Annotated in this window: 20 protein-coding genes; 12 read left to right on the forward strand and 8 right to left on the reverse strand. The window is 72.8% G+C overall.

Annotation, left to right across the window (positions count from 1 at the left end; genetic code table 11):
- Nucleotides 1-20: 20 nt before the first annotated feature.
- Both ACIP63_RS31605 and ACIP63_RS31610 read right to left on the reverse strand, forming a co-directional pair.
- The gene (locus ACIP63_RS31605) at nucleotides 21-863 is read right to left on the reverse strand and encodes a siderophore-interacting protein (protein ID WP_401522575.1); all 843 of its coding nucleotides are present in this window, start codon (nucleotides 861-863) and stop codon (nucleotides 21-23) included.
- Nucleotides 864-950: 87 nt separating this feature from the next.
- The gene (locus ACIP63_RS31610) at nucleotides 951-1,859 is read right to left on the reverse strand and encodes a 5'-3' exonuclease H3TH domain-containing protein (RefSeq protein WP_401523153.1); all 909 of its coding nucleotides are present in this window, start codon (nucleotides 1,857-1,859) and stop codon (nucleotides 951-953) included.
- A gap of 266 nt (nucleotides 1,860-2,125) precedes the next feature.
- Between ACIP63_RS31610 and ACIP63_RS31615 the strand changes: the two genes are divergently transcribed.
- The 4 genes from ACIP63_RS31615 to ACIP63_RS31630 all read left to right on the forward strand — a co-directional run bounded on the left by ACIP63_RS31615 (nucleotide 2,126) and on the right by ACIP63_RS31630 (nucleotide 7,297).
- The gene (locus tag ACIP63_RS31615) at nucleotides 2,126-3,229 is read left to right on the forward strand and encodes a glycine betaine/L-proline ABC transporter ATP-binding protein (protein WP_401522578.1); all 1,104 of its coding nucleotides are present in this window, start codon (nucleotides 2,126-2,128) and stop codon (nucleotides 3,227-3,229) included.
- Nucleotides 3,222-5,846: an ABC transporter permease/substrate binding protein gene (locus ACIP63_RS31620; RefSeq protein ID WP_401522581.1), complete on the forward strand. Its 2,625-nt coding sequence runs from the start codon at nucleotides 3,222-3,224 to the stop codon at nucleotides 5,844-5,846. Before ACIP63_RS31615 ends, ACIP63_RS31620 begins: the two co-directional genes overlap by 8 nt.
- A gap of 187 nt (nucleotides 5,847-6,033) precedes the next feature.
- A complete protein-coding gene (locus ACIP63_RS31625) occupies nucleotides 6,034-6,579 on the forward strand; it encodes a helix-turn-helix domain-containing protein (protein WP_401522583.1) in 546 nt (181 codons plus the stop codon).
- 13 nt (nucleotides 6,580-6,592) lie between these two features.
- Nucleotides 6,593-7,297 carry a helical backbone metal receptor gene (locus tag ACIP63_RS31630; RefSeq protein ID WP_401522586.1) on the forward strand — a complete coding sequence of 235 codons (705 nt, stop codon included), beginning with the start codon at nucleotides 6,593-6,595 and terminating at the stop codon, nucleotides 7,295-7,297.
- Here the strand turns inward: ACIP63_RS31630 and ACIP63_RS31635 are convergent.
- Complete coding sequence (locus ACIP63_RS31635; protein WP_401522589.1) at nucleotides 7,236-8,390, reverse strand: TDT family transporter; 1,155 nt, start codon at nucleotides 8,388-8,390, stop codon at nucleotides 7,236-7,238. The two genes, ACIP63_RS31630 and ACIP63_RS31635, sit on opposite strands and share 62 nt — an antisense overlap.
- A 70-nt stretch (nucleotides 8,391-8,460) precedes the next feature.
- Between ACIP63_RS31635 and ACIP63_RS31640 the strand changes: the two genes are divergently transcribed.
- Nucleotides 8,461-9,396, forward strand: coding sequence for a LysR family transcriptional regulator (locus ACIP63_RS31640; RefSeq protein WP_401522592.1), 936 nt, complete (start codon nucleotides 8,461-8,463; stop codon nucleotides 9,394-9,396).
- 30 nt (nucleotides 9,397-9,426) lie between these two features.
- Here ACIP63_RS31640 and ACIP63_RS31645 read toward each other — a convergent pair whose 3' ends face one another.
- Together ACIP63_RS31645 and ACIP63_RS31650 are read right to left on the reverse strand one after the other, a co-directional pair.
- Complete coding sequence (locus ACIP63_RS31645; protein WP_401522594.1) at nucleotides 9,427-10,140, reverse strand: gamma-glutamyl-gamma-aminobutyrate hydrolase family protein; 714 nt, start codon at nucleotides 10,138-10,140, stop codon at nucleotides 9,427-9,429.
- A gap of 112 nt (nucleotides 10,141-10,252) precedes the next feature.
- A complete protein-coding gene (locus ACIP63_RS31650; protein WP_401522597.1) occupies nucleotides 10,253-11,026 on the reverse strand; it encodes a FadR/GntR family transcriptional regulator in 774 nt (257 codons plus the stop codon).
- 38 nt (nucleotides 11,027-11,064) lie between these two features.
- Between ACIP63_RS31650 and ACIP63_RS31655 the strand changes: the two genes are divergently transcribed.
- The 4 genes from ACIP63_RS31655 to ACIP63_RS31670 are packed head-to-tail and all read left to right on the forward strand — an operon-like array spanning nucleotide 11,065 to nucleotide 15,512.
- Nucleotides 11,065-12,426: a glutamine synthetase family protein gene (locus tag ACIP63_RS31655; RefSeq protein ID WP_401522600.1), complete on the forward strand. Its 1,362-nt coding sequence runs from the start codon at nucleotides 11,065-11,067 to the stop codon at nucleotides 12,424-12,426.
- A gap of 8 nt (nucleotides 12,427-12,434) precedes the next feature.
- Nucleotides 12,435-13,799, forward strand: a complete 1,365-nt coding sequence (locus ACIP63_RS31660) for an aldehyde dehydrogenase family protein (protein ID WP_401522603.1) — start codon at nucleotides 12,435-12,437, stop codon at nucleotides 13,797-13,799.
- Between the two features lie 6 nt (nucleotides 13,800-13,805).
- Nucleotides 13,806-14,597, forward strand: coding sequence for a 3-oxoacyl-ACP reductase (locus ACIP63_RS31665; protein WP_362939810.1), 792 nt, complete (start codon nucleotides 13,806-13,808; stop codon nucleotides 14,595-14,597).
- 18 nt (nucleotides 14,598-14,615) lie between these two features.
- The gene (locus ACIP63_RS31670; RefSeq protein WP_401522606.1) at nucleotides 14,616-15,512 is read left to right on the forward strand and encodes a DUF2510 domain-containing protein; all 897 of its coding nucleotides are present in this window, start codon (nucleotides 14,616-14,618) and stop codon (nucleotides 15,510-15,512) included.
- Between the two features lie 8 nt (nucleotides 15,513-15,520).
- On the opposite strand, the gene ACIP63_RS31675 is transcribed toward ACIP63_RS31670, so the two are convergent.
- The gene (locus tag ACIP63_RS31675) at nucleotides 15,521-16,723 is read right to left on the reverse strand and encodes an amino acid deaminase/aldolase (RefSeq protein WP_401522609.1); all 1,203 of its coding nucleotides are present in this window, start codon (nucleotides 16,721-16,723) and stop codon (nucleotides 15,521-15,523) included.
- A 504-nt stretch (nucleotides 16,724-17,227) separates the two neighbouring features.
- On the opposite strand from ACIP63_RS31675, the gene ACIP63_RS31680 reads away from it, so the two are divergent.
- Nucleotides 17,228-18,091: a hypothetical protein gene (locus ACIP63_RS31680; RefSeq protein ID WP_401523155.1), complete on the forward strand. Its 864-nt coding sequence runs from the start codon at nucleotides 17,228-17,230 to the stop codon at nucleotides 18,089-18,091.
- Nucleotides 18,088-19,314, forward strand: a complete 1,227-nt coding sequence (mycP, locus tag ACIP63_RS31685) for a type VII secretion-associated serine protease mycosin (protein WP_401522611.1) — start codon at nucleotides 18,088-18,090, stop codon at nucleotides 19,312-19,314. Before ACIP63_RS31680 ends, mycP begins: the two co-directional genes overlap by 4 nt.
- Nucleotides 19,315-19,325: 11 nt before the next feature.
- Here the strand turns inward: mycP and ACIP63_RS31690 are convergent, their stop codons facing one another.
- Nucleotides 19,326-20,219: a serine hydrolase gene (locus tag ACIP63_RS31690; protein WP_401522614.1), complete on the reverse strand. Its 894-nt coding sequence runs from the start codon at nucleotides 20,217-20,219 to the stop codon at nucleotides 19,326-19,328.
- 86 nt (nucleotides 20,220-20,305) lie between these two features.
- On the opposite strand from ACIP63_RS31690, the gene ACIP63_RS31695 reads away from it, so the two are divergent.
- Nucleotides 20,306-21,034, forward strand: coding sequence for an SseB family protein (locus tag ACIP63_RS31695; protein ID WP_401522617.1), 729 nt, complete (start codon nucleotides 20,306-20,308; stop codon nucleotides 21,032-21,034).
- 56 nt (nucleotides 21,035-21,090) lie between these two features.
- Here ACIP63_RS31695 and ACIP63_RS31700 read toward each other — a convergent pair whose 3' ends face one another.
- Entirely contained in the window at nucleotides 21,091-21,456 is a 366-nt protein-coding gene (locus ACIP63_RS31700) for a DUF1844 domain-containing protein (RefSeq protein ID WP_031097477.1), read from the reverse strand.
- Nucleotides 21,457-21,555: the final 99 nt, after the last annotated feature.

Below are 21,555 nucleotides of genomic sequence, written 5' to 3' on the forward strand. Positions count from 1 at the left end.
TCACGGGGGAGCGGGGAGGTTTACGCGGCGCTCTCCTGCTCGCGCTCCACCTGCTCGTTCCACTCGCGCTTGACCGCGCGCCACGCGTCGTCGTTCTGGCCGAGGCGCCAGTAGCCCGAGATCGACAGCTGCTGGAGCGGGATGCCGCGCTCCAGGCGGAGGTGGCGCCGGATCTCCTTCACGAAGCCCGCCTCGCCGTGGACGAAGGCCTGCACGTCGCCCTCGGGGAACTCCAGCCCCTTCACCGCCGCGACGAGAGCCTCGCCGACCGGGCGGTCGCCGCGGTGCAGCCAGGTCACCGAGACGCCTTCCGGCTCCACGAGCTTCTGCTCCTCCGAGGCGTCGGGCACCTCGACGAAGGCGTGCGCCACCGCGCCCTGCGGCAGGTGCTCCAGGGACGCGGCGATCGCGGGCAGGGCACTCTCGTCACCCACCAGCAGGTGCCAGTCGGCCGAGGCCTCCGGAACGTAACCACCGCCGGGGCCGAGGAAGGTCACCTGGTCGCCGGGCCGGGCGCGCGCCGCCCAGGGGCCCGCCAGGCCCTCGTCGCCGTGCACCACGAAATCGACGGCGAGCTCGCGGGCGTCGGGGTCCCAGGAGCGCACGGTGTACGTCCGGGTGGTGGGCCACAGCTCGCGCGGGTACTCCTCGCGGATCCTGGCCATGTCGAAGGGGTGGCTGTAGTCCGCGCCCTCCGGGGCGAAGCACAACTTGATGTAGTGGTCGGTGTACCCGGCGAGGGTGAAGCCGGCCAGGCCGTCGCCGCCGAGGATCACGCGCACCATGTGCGGAGTGATCTGCTCGGTGCGCAGGACCTGCGCCCCCTGCGCCTTCGGTGTCCGGCGTTGCGGCCGCTCTGCCACGGAGTGCTCCCTAGCTCTGGACCCGGGTGTGGGACGGGACCGTATGAGGTTCTACGTACTTACTTAGGCTTACCTAAGCTAGCACCTTCACGCCTGGAGTGTGAGGAGCAGGCGCTGTAGCGCGTTTCCGAGGCCCCATCGGGTCGCGAGGGCCTCCAGGGCCGCGGGATCGCGCGGTTCGCGGGGGAGCGCGGGGTCGAAATCGGGCAGCGGCACGTCGTCGGCGACACGGACGACCTTCGGGGCGACCGCCACATAGTCGCGGGCCTCGTCGAGCCGCTTGCGCTGGGACGGGGTGAGCCGGGCCGCGGGATCGTCCACCGCGGCCATGATGCCGGCCAGGTCGCCGAAGGAGTCCAGCAGCTTCGCCGCCGTCTTCTCGCCGATACCCGGGACCCCGGGCAGCCCGTCGCTCGGATCGCCGCGCAGCAGGGCCAGATCGACGTATCCACCGCCGTCCACGCCGTACTTCCCGCGCAGCCAGGCCTCATCCGTCACCTGGAGCGTCCCCACGCCCTTCAGTGGATAGAGCACCCGCACCCCGCGGGCGTCGTCGACCAGCTGATAGAGATCGCGGTCCCCGGTCACGATGTCCACGGGTCCGGTGGCCCGCCCGGCCAGCGTGCCGATCACATCGTCCGCCTCGTACGGCGCGACGCCCACGCGGGCGATCCCGAGCGCGTCCAGGACGGCCTCGATCACCGGGACCTGCGGCGAGAGGGTGTCGGGGACCTCCTCCTCGTCCGGGACGCCCTCCGTGGTCTCGACGGCCACCCGGTGCGCCTTGTAGGTCGGGATCAGGTCGACCCGCCACTGCGGGCGCCAGTCCGCGTCCATGCAGGCGACCAGGTCGTCCGGCCGGTGGTCCTGGACCAGCCTGGCGATGAAGTCGAGCAGTCCGCGCACGGCGTTGACCGGGGTGCCGTCCGGTGCGCGCACCGAGTCCGGGACGCCGAAATAGGCGCGGAAGTAGAGGGAGGCGGTGTCGAGGAGCATCAGGCGTCGCGTCACACCCCGATGATGCCGTACACCTCCGACAGCCGCGGTGGGCGCGGCGCGCGGTTCCCGTGAGAGCGGTTTCGCACAAGTGATCTGAATCACACGCGTGTTTGGGTCGCGTAAGTGAGGGCAGGCGCGGCACCGGAGCGGACCACGTCCATTTTTCAACAAAGTGCGCGTGCTCTGCGGACCGAATCCGCACCGCTCCACGGTCTGCCGAAGGGGGTTGGCAGACCGTTTTCGGTTCAACGCGTGAGGTGTATGTGTCAAGGCTGCAAGCTGAGCACTTGTACAAAGTGTTCGGCAGACGACCCGATCAAGCCGTGCAGAAGCTCGAGAACGGTACCCACCGCGACGAGCTGCGCGCCGACGGAACGACCGCAGCGGTGATCGACGCCTCGTTCACCGTGGAACCTGGCCAGATCTTCGTCGTCATGGGGCTCTCCGGTTCGGGGAAGTCCACATTGCTGCGGATGCTCAACGGCCTGCTGGAGCCCACCGCCGGCCGCGTGCTCTTCGACGGGCAGGACCTGACCGCCCTGAGCGCCCGTGACCTGCGCACCGTCCGCTCCAGGAAGATCAGCATGGTCTTCCAGCACTTCGCGCTCTTCCCCCACAGGAGCGTGCTCGAGAACGCCGCGTACGGCCTGGAGGTCCAGGGCGTCCCGCGTGCCGCGCGGGAGGCGCGTGCCGCCGAGGCGCTGGAGATGACCGGCCTCGCCGGCTGGGAGAAGTCCTGGCCCGACGAGCTGTCCGGCGGCATGCAGCAGCGTGTGGGGCTGGCCCGCGCGCTCGCCACCGACGCCGACCTGCTCCTGATGGACGAGTCCTTCAGCGCGCTCGACCCGCTGATCCGGCGCGACATGCAGGACCAGCTCCTCGAACTGCAGAAGCGTCTGAAGAAAACCATCGTCTTCATCACGCACGACCTCAACGAGGCCATGCGCCTCGGTGACCGTATCGCCGTGATGCGGGACGGCGAGATCGTCCAGCAGGGCACCGCCGAGGACATCCTCGTACGGCCGTCCAACGACTACGTCGCGTCCTTCATCCAGGACGTCGACCGCTCCCGGGTGCTCACCGCCGGTTCGGTCATGGAGGCGCCCGCGGCGGGCCGCTCCGACGCCGAGCTGAAGGCCGAGGCACCCGCGACGGTGTCCGCCGACACGCCCATCGCCGAGCTCTTCACCCCCTGCTCCACCAGCGGGGCGGCCGTCGCCGTCACCGGTGAGGACGGCAAGGTCATAGGCATGGTCCCGCGCGCCAGGCTGCTCGCCGCGCTCGGCGAGGAACCGCAGGTCGACAGCCAGGCCGACGGCCGGGTCCCGGCCCCGCGTGAGGTCAAGAAGGTGATCGCCGGTGCCTAGGTTCACCTTCGGCGCATGGGTCGAGGACGTGGTCGACTGGCTCCAGTCGAACCTCACCTGGATCTTCGACGCCATCAAGACCGTGCTGGGCGGGATGTACGACGGCGTCAACGCCGTACTCAGCGGCGGTGAGCCGCTGCTGATGGCGGGGATCTTCGCCGTCCTCGCGTTCTGGCTGCGCGGGGTGATACCCGCAGTGCTCACCTTCGTGGGGTTCGCGCTCATCGACTCCCTCGCCCTCTGGGACGAGGCGATGGCCACCCTCTCGCTGGTCGTCGTGGCCGCGGTCATCACGATCGTCATCGCGGTGCCCATGGGTATCTGGGCGGCGCGCAACAACAGGGTCAGCGCCACGCTGCGGCCGGTGCTCGACGTCATGCAGACGATGCCCGCCTTCGTCTACCTGATCCCCGGCGTCATGTTCTTCGGCGTCGGCGTCACCCCCGGCGTGATCGCCACCATCGTCTTCGCGATGCCGCCCGGCGTCCGGATGACCGAGCTGGGCATCCGCCAGGTCGACGGCGAGCTGGTCGAGGCCGCCGCGGCCTTCGGCACCACGCCCAAGCACACCCTCACCCGGGTGCAGCTGCCCCTCGCCCTGCCGACGATCATGGCCGGGATCAACCAGGTCATCATGCTGTCCCTGTCGATGGTCGTCATCGGCGGCATGGCCGGCGCCGGCGGCCTCGGCGAGAAGGTGTACGCGGCGATCACCCAGCTCCAGGTCGGCCTCGCCGCCGAGAGCGGGATCGCCGTCGTCATCCTCGCCATGTACCTGGACCGGATGACCGGCGCGCTCAACGAGCGGGTCTCCCCGCTCGGCCGCCGCGCCGCCGCCAAGGTCGCCGCCGGTGCGCGCCGGCTCAGGTTCACGCACTACAAGCCGGGAACCGCCGTCGCGATGACCGGTGTCGTCGTCCTCGCGCTCGTCGCGGGCGGCCTCAACATCGCCGGTTCCGGCGACTCGAAGGCCACCACGGCCGACAGCGGCGACGTCGGCCAGGGTCAGAAGATCAACATGGGGTACATCCCCTGGGACGAGGGCATCGCCTCCACCTTCCTGTGGAAGGAGATCCTGGAGCAGCGCGGCTACGAGACCGGGATCACCCAGCTCGACGCCGGTCCGCTCTACTCCGGCGTCGCCCGCGGCGACATCGACTTCCAGACGGACTCCTGGCTGCCGACCACGCACAAGGACTACTGGGACAAGTACAGCGACCAGCTGGACGACCTGGGCTCCTGGTACGGGCCGACCTCGCTGGAGCTGACGGTCCCGTCGTACGTCAAGGGCATCGACTCGCTCGATGACCTCAAGGGACAGGGCAAGAAGTTCGACGGCAAGATCATCGGGATCGAGGCCAGCGCCGGGATGATGGGCACCCTGAACAAGAAGGTGCTCAAGGAGTACGGCCTGGAGGGCGAGTACGAGGTCGTCTCCTCCAGCACCTCCTCGATGCTCGCCGAGCTGAACGCCTCCATCAAGAAGAAGGAGCCGGTCGTGGTGACCCTGTGGTCGCCGCACTGGGCCTACGGCAAGCACGACCTGAAGAAGCTCAAGGACCCGAAGGGTGCCTGGGGCAAGGGCGAAGAGGTCCACACCGTCGCCCACAAGGGCTTCGCCGAGAAGGCTCCCGCCGTCTCCAAGTGGCTCAAGGACTTCAAGCTCACCGAGAAGCAGCTCACGAGCCTCGAGAACGAGATCCAGACCGCCGGCCAGGGCCAGGAGCAGGACGGCGTCCGTGCCTGGCTGAAGAAGAACCCCGGCCTGGTCGACAAGCTGGCCCCGGTGCCGGGCGGCGGTGCGCAGCAGGGCAAGGACGCGGGCAAGACCGTCAACATGGGGTACTTCCCGTGGGACGAGGCCATCGCCTCCACCTACCTCTGGCAGAACATGCTGGAGGACCGGGGATACAAGACGACGGTCAAGCAGCTCGACCCGGGACCGCTCTACACCGGTCTCGCACAGGGCCAGCTCGACGTCCAGTTCGACTCCTGGCTGCCGACGACGCACAAGGACTACTGGGACCGGTACAAGGAGAACCTCGTCGATCTCGGTTCCTGGTACGGGCCGACCTCGCTGGAGCTGACGGTTCCGTCGTACGTCAAGGGCATCGACTCGCTCGATGACCTCAAGGGCCAAGGCAAGAAGTTCAACGGCAAGATCATCGGCATCGAGTCGAGCGCCGGCATGATGGGCACGCTCAACAAGAAGGTGCTCAAGGAGTACGGCCTCGAAGGTGAGTACGAGGTGGTTTCCTCCAGCACCTCGTCGATGCTGGCCGAGCTGAACCGGTCGATCAAGAAGAAGGAGCCGGTCGTGGTGACCCTGTGGTCGCCGCACTGGGCCTACGGCAAGCACGACCTGAAGAAGCTCAAGGACCCGAAGGGTGCCTGGGGCAAGGGCGAGCAGATCCATACGGTCGCCAAGAAGGACTTCGCCAAGGACTTCCCGGAGCTGACCGGCTGGCTGAAGGACTTCGAGCTCACCGAGGCGCAGCTGGCCTCGCTCGAAGTGGAGCTCCAGAAGGGCGGCGCCGGCAAGGAGAAGGAGTCCGCCCGCCGCTGGATGGACGCCAACCCGGACGTGGTGGAGAAGCTGGCGCCCGTCGGCAGCTGATCCGCTGGTCCACCCACGCGTCACCCTGAAGGGGACGGTCCCGGTCGCGAACCGGGGCCGTCCCCTTCAGGCTGGTCGGAGGGGGTTCCCCGAGGCTCTCCGTCCACCGGTCTCCACTCCGTCGCGCAAACGACATGCGTAGGGTGCTGGCAACCGGGAGGATGGCGATCCGGGGAGGGAGCCGGACATGGACGACAAGGAAGCCCTTCGAGTGGGCGCGGCGGTCCGCCGACGCCGCAGGAGCCTCGGACTCACCCTGGCCGCGGTGGCAGGGCGCAGCGGCCTGTCCGTACCGTTCCTCAGCCAGATCGAGAACGAACGGGCCAGACCCAGCCCCCGCTCCCTGCACCGGGTGGCGGAGGCGCTGGAGACCACGACCGAGCGGCTGCGGGCCGCGGCGGACTCGGCACGCGCCGTGGACGTCGTACGGGCGGACGACGAGGACGGCGTACGCAGGCTGGTGCGCGGAAGGCACCAGCTCAGCGCGCTGGAGTTCATCGGCGAGCAGGACCTGGGGCGCGAGTTCCAGCACCGGAACGACGAGGTGATGTACATCGTGGAGGGCGCCGTCGAGGTCGAGGCCGAGGGCCGGGCCCACCGGCTGGGCCGGGGCGACACCCTCTTCCTCTCCGGCGGGGTGCGGCACCGGTGGCGGGCGACCGTGCCGGGCACCCGGCTGCTGGTCGTCTCGGTCGCCGAGCACATCGACGCGACGTACGACTCGCGCCGCTGACGGGGCGGTGCCGATGCGTGTCGTCTCCCTGGTCCCGTCGCTCACCGAGGCCGGCGCCGTCACCGCCCCCGGGCTGCTCGTCGGCGTCACCGACTGGTGGACCCGTCCCGCCGGGCTGACCGCCGCCCGGATCGGCGGCACGAAGAACCCCGACACCGCCGCCGTCGCGGCCCTGCGTCCCGACCTCGTCGTCGCCAACGAGGAGGAGAACAGGGCAGCGGACCTGGCCGCCCTGAGAGAGGCCGGGCTGAACGTCCTGGTCACCGAGGTCCGCACCCTCGACCAGGCCTTCGCCGAGCTGGAGCGCGTCCTCGCCGCCTGCGGCCTGCGCCGGCCGCACTGGCTGGAGGAGTCCCGGACCGCCTGGGCGGCGCTGCCGCCGGCCCCCGCCCCGCGCCCCGGGATCGTGCCGGTCTGGCGCAGGCCCTGGATGGTGCTGGGCCGCGACACCTTCGCCGGCGACCTGCTGGCCCGCCTCGGGGTGCGGAACGTGTACGCCGGCCACCAGGACCGCTACCCCCGCGTCCCCCTGGCCGAGCTGAACGCGTCCGGTGCCGAGCTGGTCGTCCTGCCCGACGAGCCGTACCACTTCACCGCCGCCGACGGACCGGAGGCCTTCCCCGGCCTGCCCGCCGTGCTCGTCGACGGGCGTCACCTCACGTGGTACGGACCGTCACTGGCCGAAGCGGCCGGGGCGCTGCGAGCAGCGCTCCGCTGAAGAGCCCGCCCAGTGTCCGGGCGCCGGCGACCGCCCAGGCGGTCACCAGCAGCGCGTAGAGCGCCACGGCCAGCCAGGTGAACGCGTCCAGCCCGGTGTGCCGGGCCAGCCCCGCCGCGCCGGTGACACACGTGCCGACCGGGAAGGTGAACCCCCACCACGTCATCGTGAACCGCATGCCGCGCCGCATCGCACGCACCACCAGCGCGACGGACAGGGCCAGCCACAACAGGGCGAACCCCATCACCGGCACCCCGTACAGGACGGCGAACGCGCCGAACGCCGCCGCGTACGGCGCGTCGATCGCGCCCGGTGCCACATCGGCCAACTGGTTGACGGCGGTCGTGGACTGGCCCAGCGGCCCGAGCACCAGGAACAGCGTCGGGGTCAGCGCCAGGGCCGGCGGGCCCTGGTGGACCAGCCGCGCGAAGACCAGCGGGACGACCACCAGGGTCGCCAGCAGGGACAGCCCGAACATCGCGTAACAGGCCAGCAGGAGCGCCTCCCGCGCCTGACCGGGGGCCAGCTCGGGCACCAGCAGCGGCCCCACCGCGGCCGAGACCATAGGGGCCACCAGAGGCAGCAGCCAGACCGGCGAAGCGGTGCCCGGGGCAGGACGGTGGCGTACGACCATGAGGTACGGGATCGCCACGGCGGCGGCGAGGCCCGCGACCGTGCCCGCCGTGAACAGCAGCACGTCCACGGCGAGGGCGGCGGGATGACCGATGACGTCCTGGCCCACCACGAGGGTGCCCGCGCCGACGGCGAGCAGCGCCATGGACAGACAGCCGTGGAACGGGGCGACGGCGGGATCCAGGAGGTGGGCGCGGGCCTGGTCCCGGTGCAGGATCCAGTGCCCGGCACGGGCGGCCAGCACGGCGGCCAGCGCCACGGCGGACAGCGCCCACACCACGACGCAGGCGGTTCGCAGACCCGGCACGTCCACGGGCAGCGCCGCGCCCGCCGTCGCGACGACGGCGGTCCCCATCACCGTCGCGTACCAGTTGGGGCCGAGGTGCCGCAGGGCCGGGAGCCGGGGGGCGACGGTCCGGGAGGAGGGCGTCCCGGTCTTGGTCTGCGGAAAGATGGCCATGCCACGATTCTCACCGGGCGGACCGGCGCCCACCAGGGAGCGCGGGGCTATGAGGTCATAGGCTGGGCTTATGTCCAGTCCTCCGTCCACGCCCTCGTCCCTGCCCCACCGGGTCCCCGACCTGGGAGCCATGGTGCTGCTGCTCGCCGTCGCGCGGCACGGGAGCCTCGGCAGGGCGGCCCGGGACGTCGGCATCAGCCAGCCCGCCGCATCCGGCCGCATCCGGTCGATGGAGCGGCAGCTGGGCGTCGCGCTCCTGGACCGCTCACCGCGCGGCTCCCGGCTGACGGACGCGGGCGCCCTCGTCACCGACTGGGCGCGCAGGGTCGTCGAGGCTGCCGAGGCGTTCGACGCGGGAGCCCAGGCGCTCCGGGACCGGCGCGACTCCCGGCTGCGGGTCGCCGCGAGCATGACCATCGCGGAGTACCTGCTGCCCGGCTGGCTGATCGCGTTGCGGGCCGAGCGCCCGGACACCGCCGTGTCCCTCCTGGCGGGCAACTCCGCGGCGGTCGCCCTGCGCCTGCTGGCCGGTGAGGCGGACCTGGGCTTCGTCGAGGGGCTCTCGATACCGGAAGGACTCGACGGCACCGTCATCGCGCACGACCGGCTCGTCGTCGTGGTCGCCCCCTCCCACCCCTGGGCGCGCCGGGCCCGGCTGACCCCGGGGGAGCTCGCCCGGGCGCCCCTGATCCTGCGGGAACACGGGTCGGGCACCCGCCAGGTCCTGGACGCCGCGCTTGCGGTGCACGGCGGACTGGCGCGCCCCCTGCTGGAGCTCTCCTCGACCACCGCGGTGAAGGGGGCCGCGGAGAGCGGGGCCGGCCCGTGCGTGCTGAGCGAACTCGCGCTGGGCGAGGAGCTCTCCGCACGGCGCCTGGTCAAGGTCCCGGTCGAGGGCGTACGGCTGCGCCGTCAGCTGCGCGCGGTCTGGCCCGCCGGGCACCGGCCCACCGGGCCGGCCCGCGATCTGCTCTCCCTGACGGCCCGCGAGGCGCGGGAGCGCTGAGCCCCTTCGGGCGCTCGTCGGGTGCCGGCCTCAGGCGGAGGGTACGGCCGCCCCCGCCCTGGCTGCTTCCACCAGGGCCCGCATGATCCGCAGGTCGTCGCCCATCTCCGGGTGCCACTGGACCCCGAGCACCCACCGGTCGCCCGGCAGTTCGACCGCCTCCACGGTGCCGTCCGCCGCGTGGGCGGAGGCGACCAGGCCCGGCGCGAGCCGGTCCACGGCCTGGTGGTGGTACGTGGGTACGGACGCCTCCTCGGGCACGAGCGAGGCGTACAGCGTCCCCGGGACCGGCGTCACCAGGTGCTCGCCGAGGACCCCGGCCTTGCCGAACGGGCCCGCGTGGCCGTCCAGATGCTGGGTCAGCGTGCCGCCCAGCGCCACGTTGAGCAGCTGCATGCCCCGGCAGATCCCGAGCACCGGAGTGCCGGCCTCCCTCGCCGCGCGGAGCAGGGCCACTTCCCAGGTGTCGCGCTCGTGGGCCGGCGGACCTGTCCTGAAGTCGCGCTCCGCGCCGTACAGTCCGGGGTCGACGTCGGCGCCGCCCGCGATCACGAGGCCGTCCACCCGGGCCACGACGGCCGCCGCCTTCGACGGGTCGTCCGGCGGCAGCAGTGCGGCGAGTCCGCCGGAGCGCTGGACCAGCGCGGGGTAGGCGGCGGGAAGCACCGCCGCGGGGAGTTCCCAGACGCCCCAGCGAGCCGCCGGCTCCAGATAGGTCGTGACGCCGATGAGCGGTTCGTGCATGGTGCGGTCCCTCCGGCGGCCGGTCTGCCGGCCGGCCCGGTGCAATGGTGTCGCGTCATACCTTTGTTCGTGCGGGGCCGTCACGCAAGAGCAGTGATCCGGAAGGGCGGGTTCAAGCCAGGAAGCCGCGGAGCAGTGCGGCGGTCCCGGCACAGTGCTCGCGCATCACCGCCCGCGCGCCCGCCTCGTCGCCGTCGAGCACCGCGGCGACGAGGGCCGTGTGCTGATGCTGCGAATGTTCGAGGTTCCGTACCAGCAGGGGGATGCAGTCCAGCAGGTCGTTGACGCTCGCCCGCACGGCCGCGTACCGGGCGGCCAGGGAGGGGGAGCCGGAGAGCTCGGCCAGCGTCAGATGGAAAAGGGTGTCGATCCTGCGGTAGTCGGGCAGAGGTGCCTCGTGTGTCGCCGCCAGAGCCGTACGCAGCCGGTCCGCCCCCTCGTCGTCGAGGCCGCGCGCCGCGCAGAGCCCGGCCGCCCCCGACTCCAGGACCTCGCGGAAGAGCAGGACGTCCTCGAGGTCGACGTCCGCCACCCGGCGGCGCAGCTCGTCCCCGTCGGCAGGGCCGGCGCGGGGCAGCACGAACGTACCGCCGTACCGGCCGCGCCGGGCCTCGATCAGACCCTGGTCCTGAAGCACCTTCAGGACCTCGCGCAGGGTGACGCGGCTGATCCCGAGGAGCCCGGCCAGCTCGCGCTCGGCCGGCAGCCGCCCGCCGCCGGGCACCAGGCCGAGCCGGACCACCTGGAGGATCTGCTCCAGGGCCTCCTCGAAACCGTTGCCCGCACGGACCGGCCGCAGCGCGGGCAGCAGCCGGCCGGAGGACCCGGGCTCCCCGGTCTCTTCCGCCACGTCCCGATTCCCTTCCCCCCAATGGTTTTCTCCCATACCTTAAGCCTTCCGGCTGACCGAACGAGGAGCATCCCGTGGCAGACCGAACACCCCCGCTGGGGACCGACGAGCTGCGCGTGCTCGTCGAGCGCGGTGAGATCGACACCGTGGTCCTCGCCTTCACCGACATGCAGGGCAGACTGCAGGGCAAACGGTTCGCGGCGTCCTTCTTCCTCGACGAGGTGCTGGAGCACGGCACGGAGGGCTGCAACTACCTGCTCGCCGTCGACACGGACATGAACACCGTCGACGGGTTCGCCATGTCCTCCTGGTCCAACGGCTACGGCGACTTCGCGATGCGCCCCGACCTCACGACCCTGCGCCTGATCCCCTGGCACGAGGGGACCGCCCTGGTCATGGCCGACCTCTCCTGGGACGACGGCTCGCCGGTCGTCGCCGCGCCCCGCCAGATCCTCCGGCGGCAGCTGGAGCGGCTCGCCGCACACGGACTGACCGCCCACGTCGGCACGGAACTCGAGTTCATCGTCTTCAAGGACACCTACGAGGAGGCGTGGGACCGCGACTACCGCGGCCTCACCCCGGCGAACCAGTACAACATCGACTACTCGGTCCTCGGCACGGGCCGCATCGAACCCCTGCTGCGCCGCATCCGCAACGAGATGGCGGCCGCCGGGCTGAGCGTCGAGTCCGCCAAGGGCGAGTGCAACCCCGGCCAGCACGAGATCGTCTTCCGCTACGACGAGGCCCTCGTCACCTGCGACCAGCACGCCGTCTACAAGACGGGCTCCAAGGAGATCGCCGCCCAGGAAGGCGTCTCGCTCACCTTCATGGCCAAGTTCAACGAGCGTGAGGGCAACTCCTGCCACATCCACCTCTCGCTCCAGGACACCGCGGGACACGGCGTCATGGCGGGCGAGGACGGCACGATGTCGCCCGTGATGCGGCACTTCCTCGCCGGCCAGCTCGCCGCCCTGCGCGACTTCTCCCTGCTCTACGCGCCGAACATCAACTCCTACAAGCGGTTCCAGCCCGGCTCCTTCGCCCCGACCGCCGTCGCCTGGGGCCACGACAACCGCACCTGCGCCCTGCGCGTAGTCGGCCACGGCCGCTCGATGCGCTTCGAGAACAGGCTGCCCGGCGGGGACGTCAACCCGTACCTCGCGGTGGCCGGCCTCGTCGCCGCGGGACTCCACGGCATCGAGAACGAACTGGAACTCCCCGACGCCTGCGAGGGCAACGCCTACACCGCCGGATACGACCAGGTCCCCACCACGCTCCGCGAGGCCGCCGGCCTCTGGGAGAGCAGCGACCTGGCCCGGGAAGCCTTCGGCGACGACGTCGTCGCCCACTACAGCAACATGGCGCGCGTCGAACTGGAGGCCTTCGACGCAGCGGTGACCGACTGGGAGCTCCGCCGCTCCTTCGAACGTCTGTGAGGCACCCCGTGAACCACGAACACCGCGTCCTGAACCCGGCGACCGAGGAGCTCGTCGCCACCGTCCCCGCCACCACCGCCGCCGAGGTGGACACCGCCGTCACACGGGCCGCGGCCGCCCAGCGCACCTGGGCCGCCCTGGCACCCGGCGACCGCGCCCGCCTGCTGCGCCGCTTCGCCGTCCTCGTCGACGGACACGCCGAGGAACTGGCCCACCTGGAGGTCACCGAAGCCGGCCACACCCTGGGCAACGCGCGCTGGGAGGCCGCCAACGTCCGGGACCTGCTGGACTACGCGGCCGGGGGCGTGGAGCGCCTGACGGGACGCCAGATCCCCGTGCCGGGCGGCATCGACCTCACGTTCCTCGAACCGCTGGGCGTCGTCGGAGTGATCGCCCCGTGGAACTTCCCCATGCCGGTCGCGGCCTGGGGCACCGCCCCCGCCCTCGCCGCCGGCAACGCCGTCCTCCTCAAACCGGCCGAGACCACCCCGCTCACCGCCCTCCGGCTGGCCCGGCTCGCTCTCGACGCCGGACTCCCCGAACACCTCTTCCAGGTCCTGCCCGGCGCGGGGGACGTGGCGGGCAACGCCCTCGTCGAACACCCGGGCGTGGCCAAGATCGTCTTCACCGGGTCGACCCGCGTCGGCAAGCAGATCATGGCCAGGTGCGCGGACCGGGTGAAACGGCTGACCCTCGAACTCGGCGGCAAGAGCCCCAACATCGTCTTCGCCGACGCCGACATCGGGGCCGCCGCGGCCGCCGCGCCCATGTCCTTCCTGGACAACGCGGGCCAGGACTGCTGCGCCCGCACCCGCATCCTGGTCCAGCGGTCCGCGTACGACCGCTTCCTGGAACTCCTCGTCCCGGCCGTCGCGTCCGTCGTCGTGGGAGACCCGTCGGACGAGAAGACGCAGATGGGCCCGCTCATCTCCCGGACCCAGCTGGAGCGCGTCCGCGCCTACGTACCCCCGGACGCGGACGGCATCCGAGGCAGCGCGCCCACCGGCCCCGGCTTCTGGTTCCCCCCGACCGTCCTCACCGGCATCGCCCCCGACGCCCCCGTGGCCACCGAGGAGGTCTTCGGCCCGGTCGCGGTCGTCCTCCCCTTCGACGACGAGGCCGACGCCGTCCGGCTGGCCGACGCCACCGAACACGGCCTGGCCGGCTCCATCTGGACCCGCGACGTGGGCCGCGCCCTGCGGGTCTCCCAGGCGGTCCGGGCCGGGAACCTCTCCGTCAACTCCCACTCCGCCGTCCGCTACTGGACCCCGTTCGGCGGGTACAAACAGTCCGGGCTCGGCCGTGAACTGGGGCCCGACGCCCTCGCGGCCTTCACCGAAACCAAGAACGTCTTCATCGGCACGGAGGCCTGAGCACACATGACCACCGACACGGGGAACATCTGCCGCCGCCTGACCGGCCGCACCGCCGTCATCACCGGGGCCGGCAGCGGCATCGGCCTCGCCACCGCCCGCCGGCTGGCATCGGAAGGGGCGCACGTCGTCTGCGGCGACATCGACGAGAGCGCGGGCAAGGCCGCCGCGAAGGAGGCGGGAGGCATCTTCGTACGCGTCGACGTCACCGACCCCGACCAGGTCGAGGCGCTCTTCGCCGCGGCGGACGACACCTACGGCTCCGTCGACATCGCCTTCAACAACGCGGGCATCTCGCCGCCCGACGACGACTCGATCCTCACCACCGGTCTCGAGGCCTGGAAACGTGTCCAGGACGTCAACCTCACCTCCGTCTACCTCTGCTGCAAGGCCGCCCTCCCCTACATGAGGCGCCAGGGCCGCGGCTCGATCATCAACACCGCGTCCTTCGTGGCCCGGATGGGCGCGGCCACCTCACAGATCTCGTACACCGCCTCCAAGGGCGGCGTCCTCGCTCTCTCCCGCGAACTCGGGGTGCAGTTCGCCCGTGAGGGGATCCGGGTCAACGCCCTGTGCCCCGGCCCGGTCAACACCCCCCTGCTCCAGGAGCTGTTCGCCACCGACCCGGAGCGTGCCGCCCGCAGGCTCGTCCACATTCCGCTCGGCCGGTTCGCCGAGGCCACGGAGATCGCGGCGGCCGTCGCCTTCCTGGCGAGCGACGACTCCTCGTTCGTCAACGCCACCGACTTCCTCGTCGACGGCGGAATCTCGGGGGCGTACGTGACCCCCCTCGACTGACGCTTCTAGGGTGGCGGTATGAGCAACGCGACTCCGCCCGGCTGGTACCCGGACGTGAACGTGCCCGGCACCGAGCGCTGGTGGGACGGCACGGCCTGGACCGGGTACACCCGCGCCTCCACCGGACCCGGGCCGCTGCCCGTGCACCGGACGTCCGGGAGTCCCACCCGGGCCGTCGCCATGACCGTGGCAGGCCTGCTCGTCGTCGCAGCAGCCGTCACCGGCTTCCTGGTGCTGGGCGAGGACGGCGGTACGCGGCCGACGTCCTCGCCCGGCACCGGTGCGCCCCCCACCGCCACGGACAGTGCGAGCGCGCCCGGCCCGACGCCCGCCGAGGGCCCGGAGGACGACCCCGCGGTGCTGGTCGACCAGCTCAACGGGGTCACGCTCCCGGTCCCCGACGGCTGGGAGAAGCCGGAGAACACCCTCGACGACGCCTCCACGATGCGTACGGCCGGCTCCTACACCTGCCCCGGCGACTCGGGGAGCTTCTGCTACCACGGCACCGTCACGGTCCGGACGGCCGGCGGCACCGACCTCACGGACATGAGGGCACTGGCCGAGGAGGACATCGGGACGGCGGCCGACCGCGCCTACGGCAAGGACACCGTCGGCAACCGCATCCACGGGGGCATCAGGTCCCACAAGGACCTGGCGGCCGAGTCCGTGACGGTGGCGGGACGCACCGGGTACCTGGTGCGCCGCCAGGTCACCACGGGCAACGGCCCCGGCGGCTACGTGCAGTCGCTCGTCTTCCCCTCCGCGGTGGGCAGCGAGACGCCGGTCATCGTGCGCTTCGCGTTCGACGTGGGCCAGGAGGACCTGCCGCTCGCCCTCATGGACACCATCACCCGGGGCATCCGCCCGATCGGCGACGCCACCGGCGGCGGCGTGGGCAGCACCGTCGGGCCCTGAGCGGGGTACTACAGGAACGTCCGGCCCTCACCGCGGTACGTCGGCACGGTGGCCGTGATCCGGTCGCCCTCGATCAGCCGCAGTTCGTCGAAGCGCTCGCACAGCTCGCCCGCCTTGGCGTGCCGGAACCACACCTTGTCGCCGATCAGCAGGTCGTCCGCCGGGGCGCCGAGCAGCGGGGTCTGGACCTCGCCCGGGCCCTCCTGCGGGTCGTAGCGCAGGCCCTCGGGCAGATACGGCACCGGCAGCCGGTCCGCGCCCGGCGCACCGGACGCCGGGTAGCCGCCGCCGAGCACCGTCACCACGCCCACGCCCGGCCGCCGCACCACGGGCTGCGCGAACAGGGCCGCCGGACGGCCCCTGAACGACGTGTAGTTGTCGAACAGCCTCGGCACGTAGAGACCGGAGCCCGCCGCGATCTCCGTCACCGCGGACTCGGCGGCGGTGTGCTGCACGCTGCCGGTGCCGCCGCCGTTCACGAACTCCAGGCCGGGTGCCACCGCGCGGACCGCCCGCACGACCTCCGCGCGGCGGGCCGCCAGCTCCTTGCGGGCCGCCGCCTGCATCAGCCGGACCGCGCGCGAACGCAGCGGCCGGCCGGCGATCGAGTCGCCCACCCCGGCGACGTGACCCTCGTACGCCATCAGGCCCACCAGCCGGAAGCCGGGCCTGCGGTCCACCGAGCGGGCCAGCTCGGCCAGTTGGGCGGGGGAGCGGAGGGGGGAGCGCAGCGCGCCGATCCTGACCCGGCCGCCGAGCAGCCGCAGCGAGGTGTCCAGCTCCAGGCAGACCCGGATCTCCTCGGTGCCGCCCGCCCGCGCCGCGTCGATCAGCTCCAGCTGCGCGTGATCGTCCACCATCACCGTCACGGCCGCCGCGAGCTTCGGATCGGCCGCCAGTTCGGCGTACGCCGACCGGTCGGCCGACGGATAGGCCAGCAGTACGTCCTCGAAACCGGCGCGGGCCAGCCACAGCGACTCCGCGAGCGTGAACGACATGATCCCCGCGAAGCCGGGACGCGCGAGCACCCGCTCCAGAAGGGCCCGGCAGCGTACCGACTTGCTCGCCACCCGGATGGGCTTGCCGGCCGCCCGGCGCACCAGGTCGTCGGCGTTGGCGTCGAAGGCCTCCAGGTCGACGACGGCCACCGGGGCGTCGAGATGGGCGGTGGCCCGGTTGTAGCGGCTCCGGTCAGCGGTGCGGGCAGTCATGGCCCGCAGCTTGCCAGACGGCCGTACCACTGGGTAGGGGACGTTCGGTGCAGATCGTCCCGCACGCCCTGTCCCGTTCCCACGGGGCCCCGTCCACCCCGTAGAGTGACCGTCACACGAGCGACCGACGGGCCCGTGCGCGACGGCGGTCCGTGGGCGGTACGGGGACGTGGACCAGGGGGACGGATGAGTACCGAGGCGCAGCGCGCTCCAGTGCCGCCCCGCCCGACCACCCCTCCGCCCATACCCCCCACCGCAGCCGTGCCGCCGGTCCCTCCGGAGCCCGCACCTCCTGCCCCCGGCAGTGCCCCCGCGACCCCCGCACCCCCGGCCCCGCGTGCCGAGCCCGTGCCTCCCGTCCCGCGCGCCGGATACGCACCGCCCGTGCCCGGCGGCGCACCCCTGCCGCCGGTGGAGACGACCGCCCGGCTCCGCCCCGTCCCGCCCGCGCACCCCGCCCCGCCACCACCGCCCCCCGCCACCAGGCGCAGGCCCGTCGGCGCCGTGGACCTCACCCCGCGCCCCGGCGCCACCCCCGCCCCGCCCGGCGCCTATTTCCCGTACGCCGAGACGCCCGCCGAGACCACCACACGGCTTCGCCCGGTCAAGGCCAGGAGGCCCGTCAGGGCCGCGGCGGCCGCCGTCTGCGCCGTACTGGGTCTCGGGCTCATCGGCGGCGCGATCACCGGCAGTTGGCTCATCGGCGACTCCGCCGCCGAACCCGGCGCCGGGAGCGCGTACTCCGTGGGCCGCTCGGCCTGGCACAGCGTGCCCGTCGACACCCTCTTCCCGGCCACCCTCAAGGGCGACGGCGCGGGCCCCGGAGCCACCGACCGCGTCTGGACCAGGGTCGCCGTCGCGAGCGACAGCGGCTGCGCGGCGGGCCTGGACCCGCTGCTGCTCCGGACGCTCCGCCCCGTCGGCTGCGAACGCCTGGTGCGCGCCACCTACACCGATGCCACGCGCAGCAGCGTCACCACCGTCGGCATCGTCTTCACCGAGGGCGACACCGATGCCATGAGGGCGCTCGACACCCGCTTCACCGCACAGCGCCTCGCCGGCCGCTCCGACCTGATGCCCCGCACCTACCCGGTCAAGGGCACCGTCGCCGCGGGCTTCGGCGACCGGCAGCGCGCCAGCTGGACGGTCCACGTCCTGACCGAGCTGCCCGCCGTCGTGTTCGCCGTCTCAGGCTTCGCCGACGGGCGCCCGGTCGCCGAGCCGCAGCCCGCCGCCGCGGCCATGGCCGCGGACGCCACGACCGCCCCGGCCCAGGCAGGGCTCGGCCACGAGGCGGAGGGCGTCGCCGACCGGGTCGAGCGCACCCTGCGCAGGACCGTCACCGACCTCACGGAGCAGCCGGAATGACCCGTCCCCGCCGGCTGCGGGCGCTCGCCGCCGTGGCCACGGCCACCGCCTTCGCGCTGCTGCCCGCCGTCCCCGCCCGGGCGGACGCCATCCGCGACCAGCAGTGGGGCCTGGAGGCCCTCCACACCGGGACGGCGTGGGCGACCACCAAGGGCAAGGGCATCACGGTCGCGGTCCTGGACACCGGGGTCGACGACGACCATCCCGACCTCGCCGGGCAGGTGCTTCCGGGCAAGGACCTGATCGGCTTCGGGGCCGAACGCGGCGACCGCTCCTGGGCCCTGCACGGCACCGCCATGGCCGGCATCATCGCGGGCCGCGGGAACGGCCCCGGCCGGGGGGACGGCGTGCTCGGCGTCGCCCCGGAAGCGAAGATCCTTCCCGTGCGGGTGATCCTCGAATCCGGCGACCCGTCGCGCGCCAGGGCCCGCGAGTCACGCGGAACCGCGCTCGCCGACGGCATCCGCTGGGCGGCCGACCACGGCGCCGACGTCATCAACCTCTCCCTCGGCGACGACAGCGAGTCGGCCCACCCGGAGCCCGGCGAGGACGCCGCCGTGCAGTACGCCCTCGGCAAGGGCGTCGCCGTCGTCGCCTCCGCGGGCAACAGCGGGGAGAAGGGCGACCGGATCTCCTACCCCGCCGCCTACCCGGGGGTGATCGCCGCAGCGGCCGTGGACGAGTACGGCACGCACGCCGCCTTCTCCACCCGCCGCTGGTACGCCACCGTCAGCGCGCCCGGCGTCGACATCGTCGTGGCCAACCCCGACCGGCACTACTACATCGAGTGGGGCACGTCCGCCGCCTCGGCGTTCGTCTCCGGCGCCGTCGCCCTCGTGCGCGCCGCGCACCCGGGCCTCTCGCCGGCACAGATCAAGACCCTGATCACCGACACCGCCGACGACGCCCCCTCCGGTGGCCGCGACGACGCCAGGGGCTACGGCATGGTCGATCCCGCCGCGGCGATCAAGGCAGGGGCGAAGCTGCGCCCCGACGAGCTCAGCGCCCGCTCCGCGAAGGCCGGTTACGGCAAGGAGTACTTCGGCTCCGGGCCCGCCCCGCAGGGGGGCGACCGGGACCCCGCGGGCTGGCTGGCACCCGCTGCGGGCGGCCTCGGAGCCGTGCTCCTCGCCCTGGCCGTGGTGCTGTGGCGCGGCAGGGGAGCCGGCGGCGGAGCGGCCTCTCCCCGCCACAACCCGTTCCCCACCCGCCCCCTCCGCTGAGCGGACCCGCCTCACCCCGATCCGGTCACGCCCACCGCCGTCTTCGCGACGGACTCCACGAGGGCGATGCCCGCCTCCTTCGTGGCGTGCCCGCGCGACAGCACCGCCACCAGCACGGTGTGCCCGCCGCTCTCCACCCGCCCGATGCTGTTGACGTCCCACAGCCCGGTCGTCGTCCTGGGCATCCAGCCGTTCTTCAGCACCGCGTCGGTGCCGGCCGCGGACACCCCCCACCGCTGGTCCGCCTCGACCTGTCCCATCAGCTCCGTGATGTACGCCCGCGAGGCCGCCGACAGCTCCGAATCCGTCCCGGTCACCGCCTCCAGCAGCCGCACCTGGTCGGCGGCCGTCGTCTGGGTCAGGCCCCACGCGTGGGCGGCCTCCGTCCCGGTGAGCCCCAGCCGGCCGTTGGCCGCGTCGAGGGCCTCCTCCCCGCCGACCACCTTGAGCAGTTCGGTGGCCGAGGTGTTGTCGCTGCGCCGGATCATGGCCTCCGCGTACGCCTGTTCGGCGCCGTTCAGCTCCCGGCCCTCGTCCTGCGCCTTGAGCAGCAGCGCCGTCAGGATGTCGACCTTCACGATGCTGGCGGCGTCGTACGCCCCGTCCCCGTAGACGGCACCCACGCCACTCTCCGTGTCCAGCACGGCAACCGACACATCGGCCCCGTCCGCCAGGGGCGCCAGCGCCTCGGCCAGCTCCGCGTCGAGATCCACCTCGGGCTCCTCGCTCCGGCCCGCCGTGGCCGACGGGCTCGACGCGGACGATACGGCGGCCACGGCCGCGTGCGCGTCATCCGGCGAGCGAGCCACGAGATACGCGCCTCCCGCGGCGGAACCGGCCAGCAGCACGGCGGCGGCGGTCAGGAGGCAGGACAGCGCGGGCCGGCGCGTTCTGTGACGGGGCATGGCCCGGACGCTAGGCAGCCAGGCTGGCAGCAGCCTGTGCCCGACCTGTCGCCCAGGTGAGAGAGCCGACCCACTACGCTCGTCGTGTGGCGCTCAAGAACATCCCGGACTCCGGTTTCTCCGACGACGACGGCACTGCCTCGCCCGAACTGACGGCGGCCCTCGCGGCATGGGCCGACGACAGGACGGCCGTCGGCCCGGTCCTCGCGGCTCTCCGCGGCGCCCGGCTGCTCGTGCCGGTCGTCGCCGTGCTCGGCGAGGTCGAGGAGGACGAGAAGGGCCTGCGCCGCGAGAAGACCAGCGACATGGCCGTGCCGACCCTTCAGGCCGGGGACCGGCGCGCCCTCCCCGCCTTCACCTCCACCGCGTCGCTGGCCCGCTGGGATCCGCAGGCACGCCCCGTCGCCGTACCCCTGCACCAGGCGCTGCAGGCGGCCGCGCACGAGAAGGCGGACACGGTGGTGCTCGACCTCGCGGGGCCCGTCGCCTTCGAGCTGACCGGCCCGGCGCTGCTCGCTCTGGCGGAGAACCGCACCAGCACGGACCCGCTCGACGACCCGGCGGTCGTCGCCGCGGTGCGGGAGGCGGTCGCCGCCGAGCCCGCGGTGATCCGGGCCCACCTGGGCCCCGGGCAGGCCGACGGCACCCTCGCCCTGGTGCTCTCCCCGGACGCCGTGGTCGGCGACGCCGCCCGCCGGGTCGCCGACGCGCTGACCGCCAGCGAGGTGCTGCGCGCCCGGCTGGTGCGCGGAATCGACCTGGCGCTGCTGCCGGCCGACGCCGACGCCCCGGGCGAGCCGCTGTTCAGCCGCTGACGCACGCGAGCCCGCCGCCTGGGACAGGCGACGGGCTCAAGAGGTGCGGGGGGTGACTAGCCGTAGACGGGCCCGGTGTACTTCTCGCCCGGGCCCTGGCCCGGCTCGTCCGGCACGAGCGAGGCCTCGCGGAAGGCCAGCTGGAGCGACTTCAGGCCGTCGCGCAGCGGCGAGGCGTGGAAGGTGCTGATCTCGGTGGCGCTCGCGTCGAGCAGCCCTGCCAGTGCCTGGACCAGCTTGCGGGCCTCGTCCAGGTCCTTGTGCTGCTCGCCCTCCTCGGTCAGGCCGAGCTTCACGGCTGCCGCGCTCATCAGATTGACGGCGACGGTCACGATCACCTCGACCGCGGGAACCTCCGCGATGTCGCGGGCCATGTCGTCGAAGCCGGGGTTCTCGGTGCTGGGGGTGGTCGCGTCGCTCATGCCCCACACGATAAGGCCACGTCCGCGCGGCTCCTCCTGCGGGAGCCGTCCCGGCAGCGGGTTCGCCGTACCCCCGGGGAGCTGCTAACCTTGTGTAAC

Origin of the sequence: Streptomyces sp. NPDC088746, assembly GCF_044751065.1 — a bacterium.
Lineage (GTDB): Bacteria > Actinomycetota > Actinomycetes > Streptomycetales > Streptomycetaceae > Streptomyces.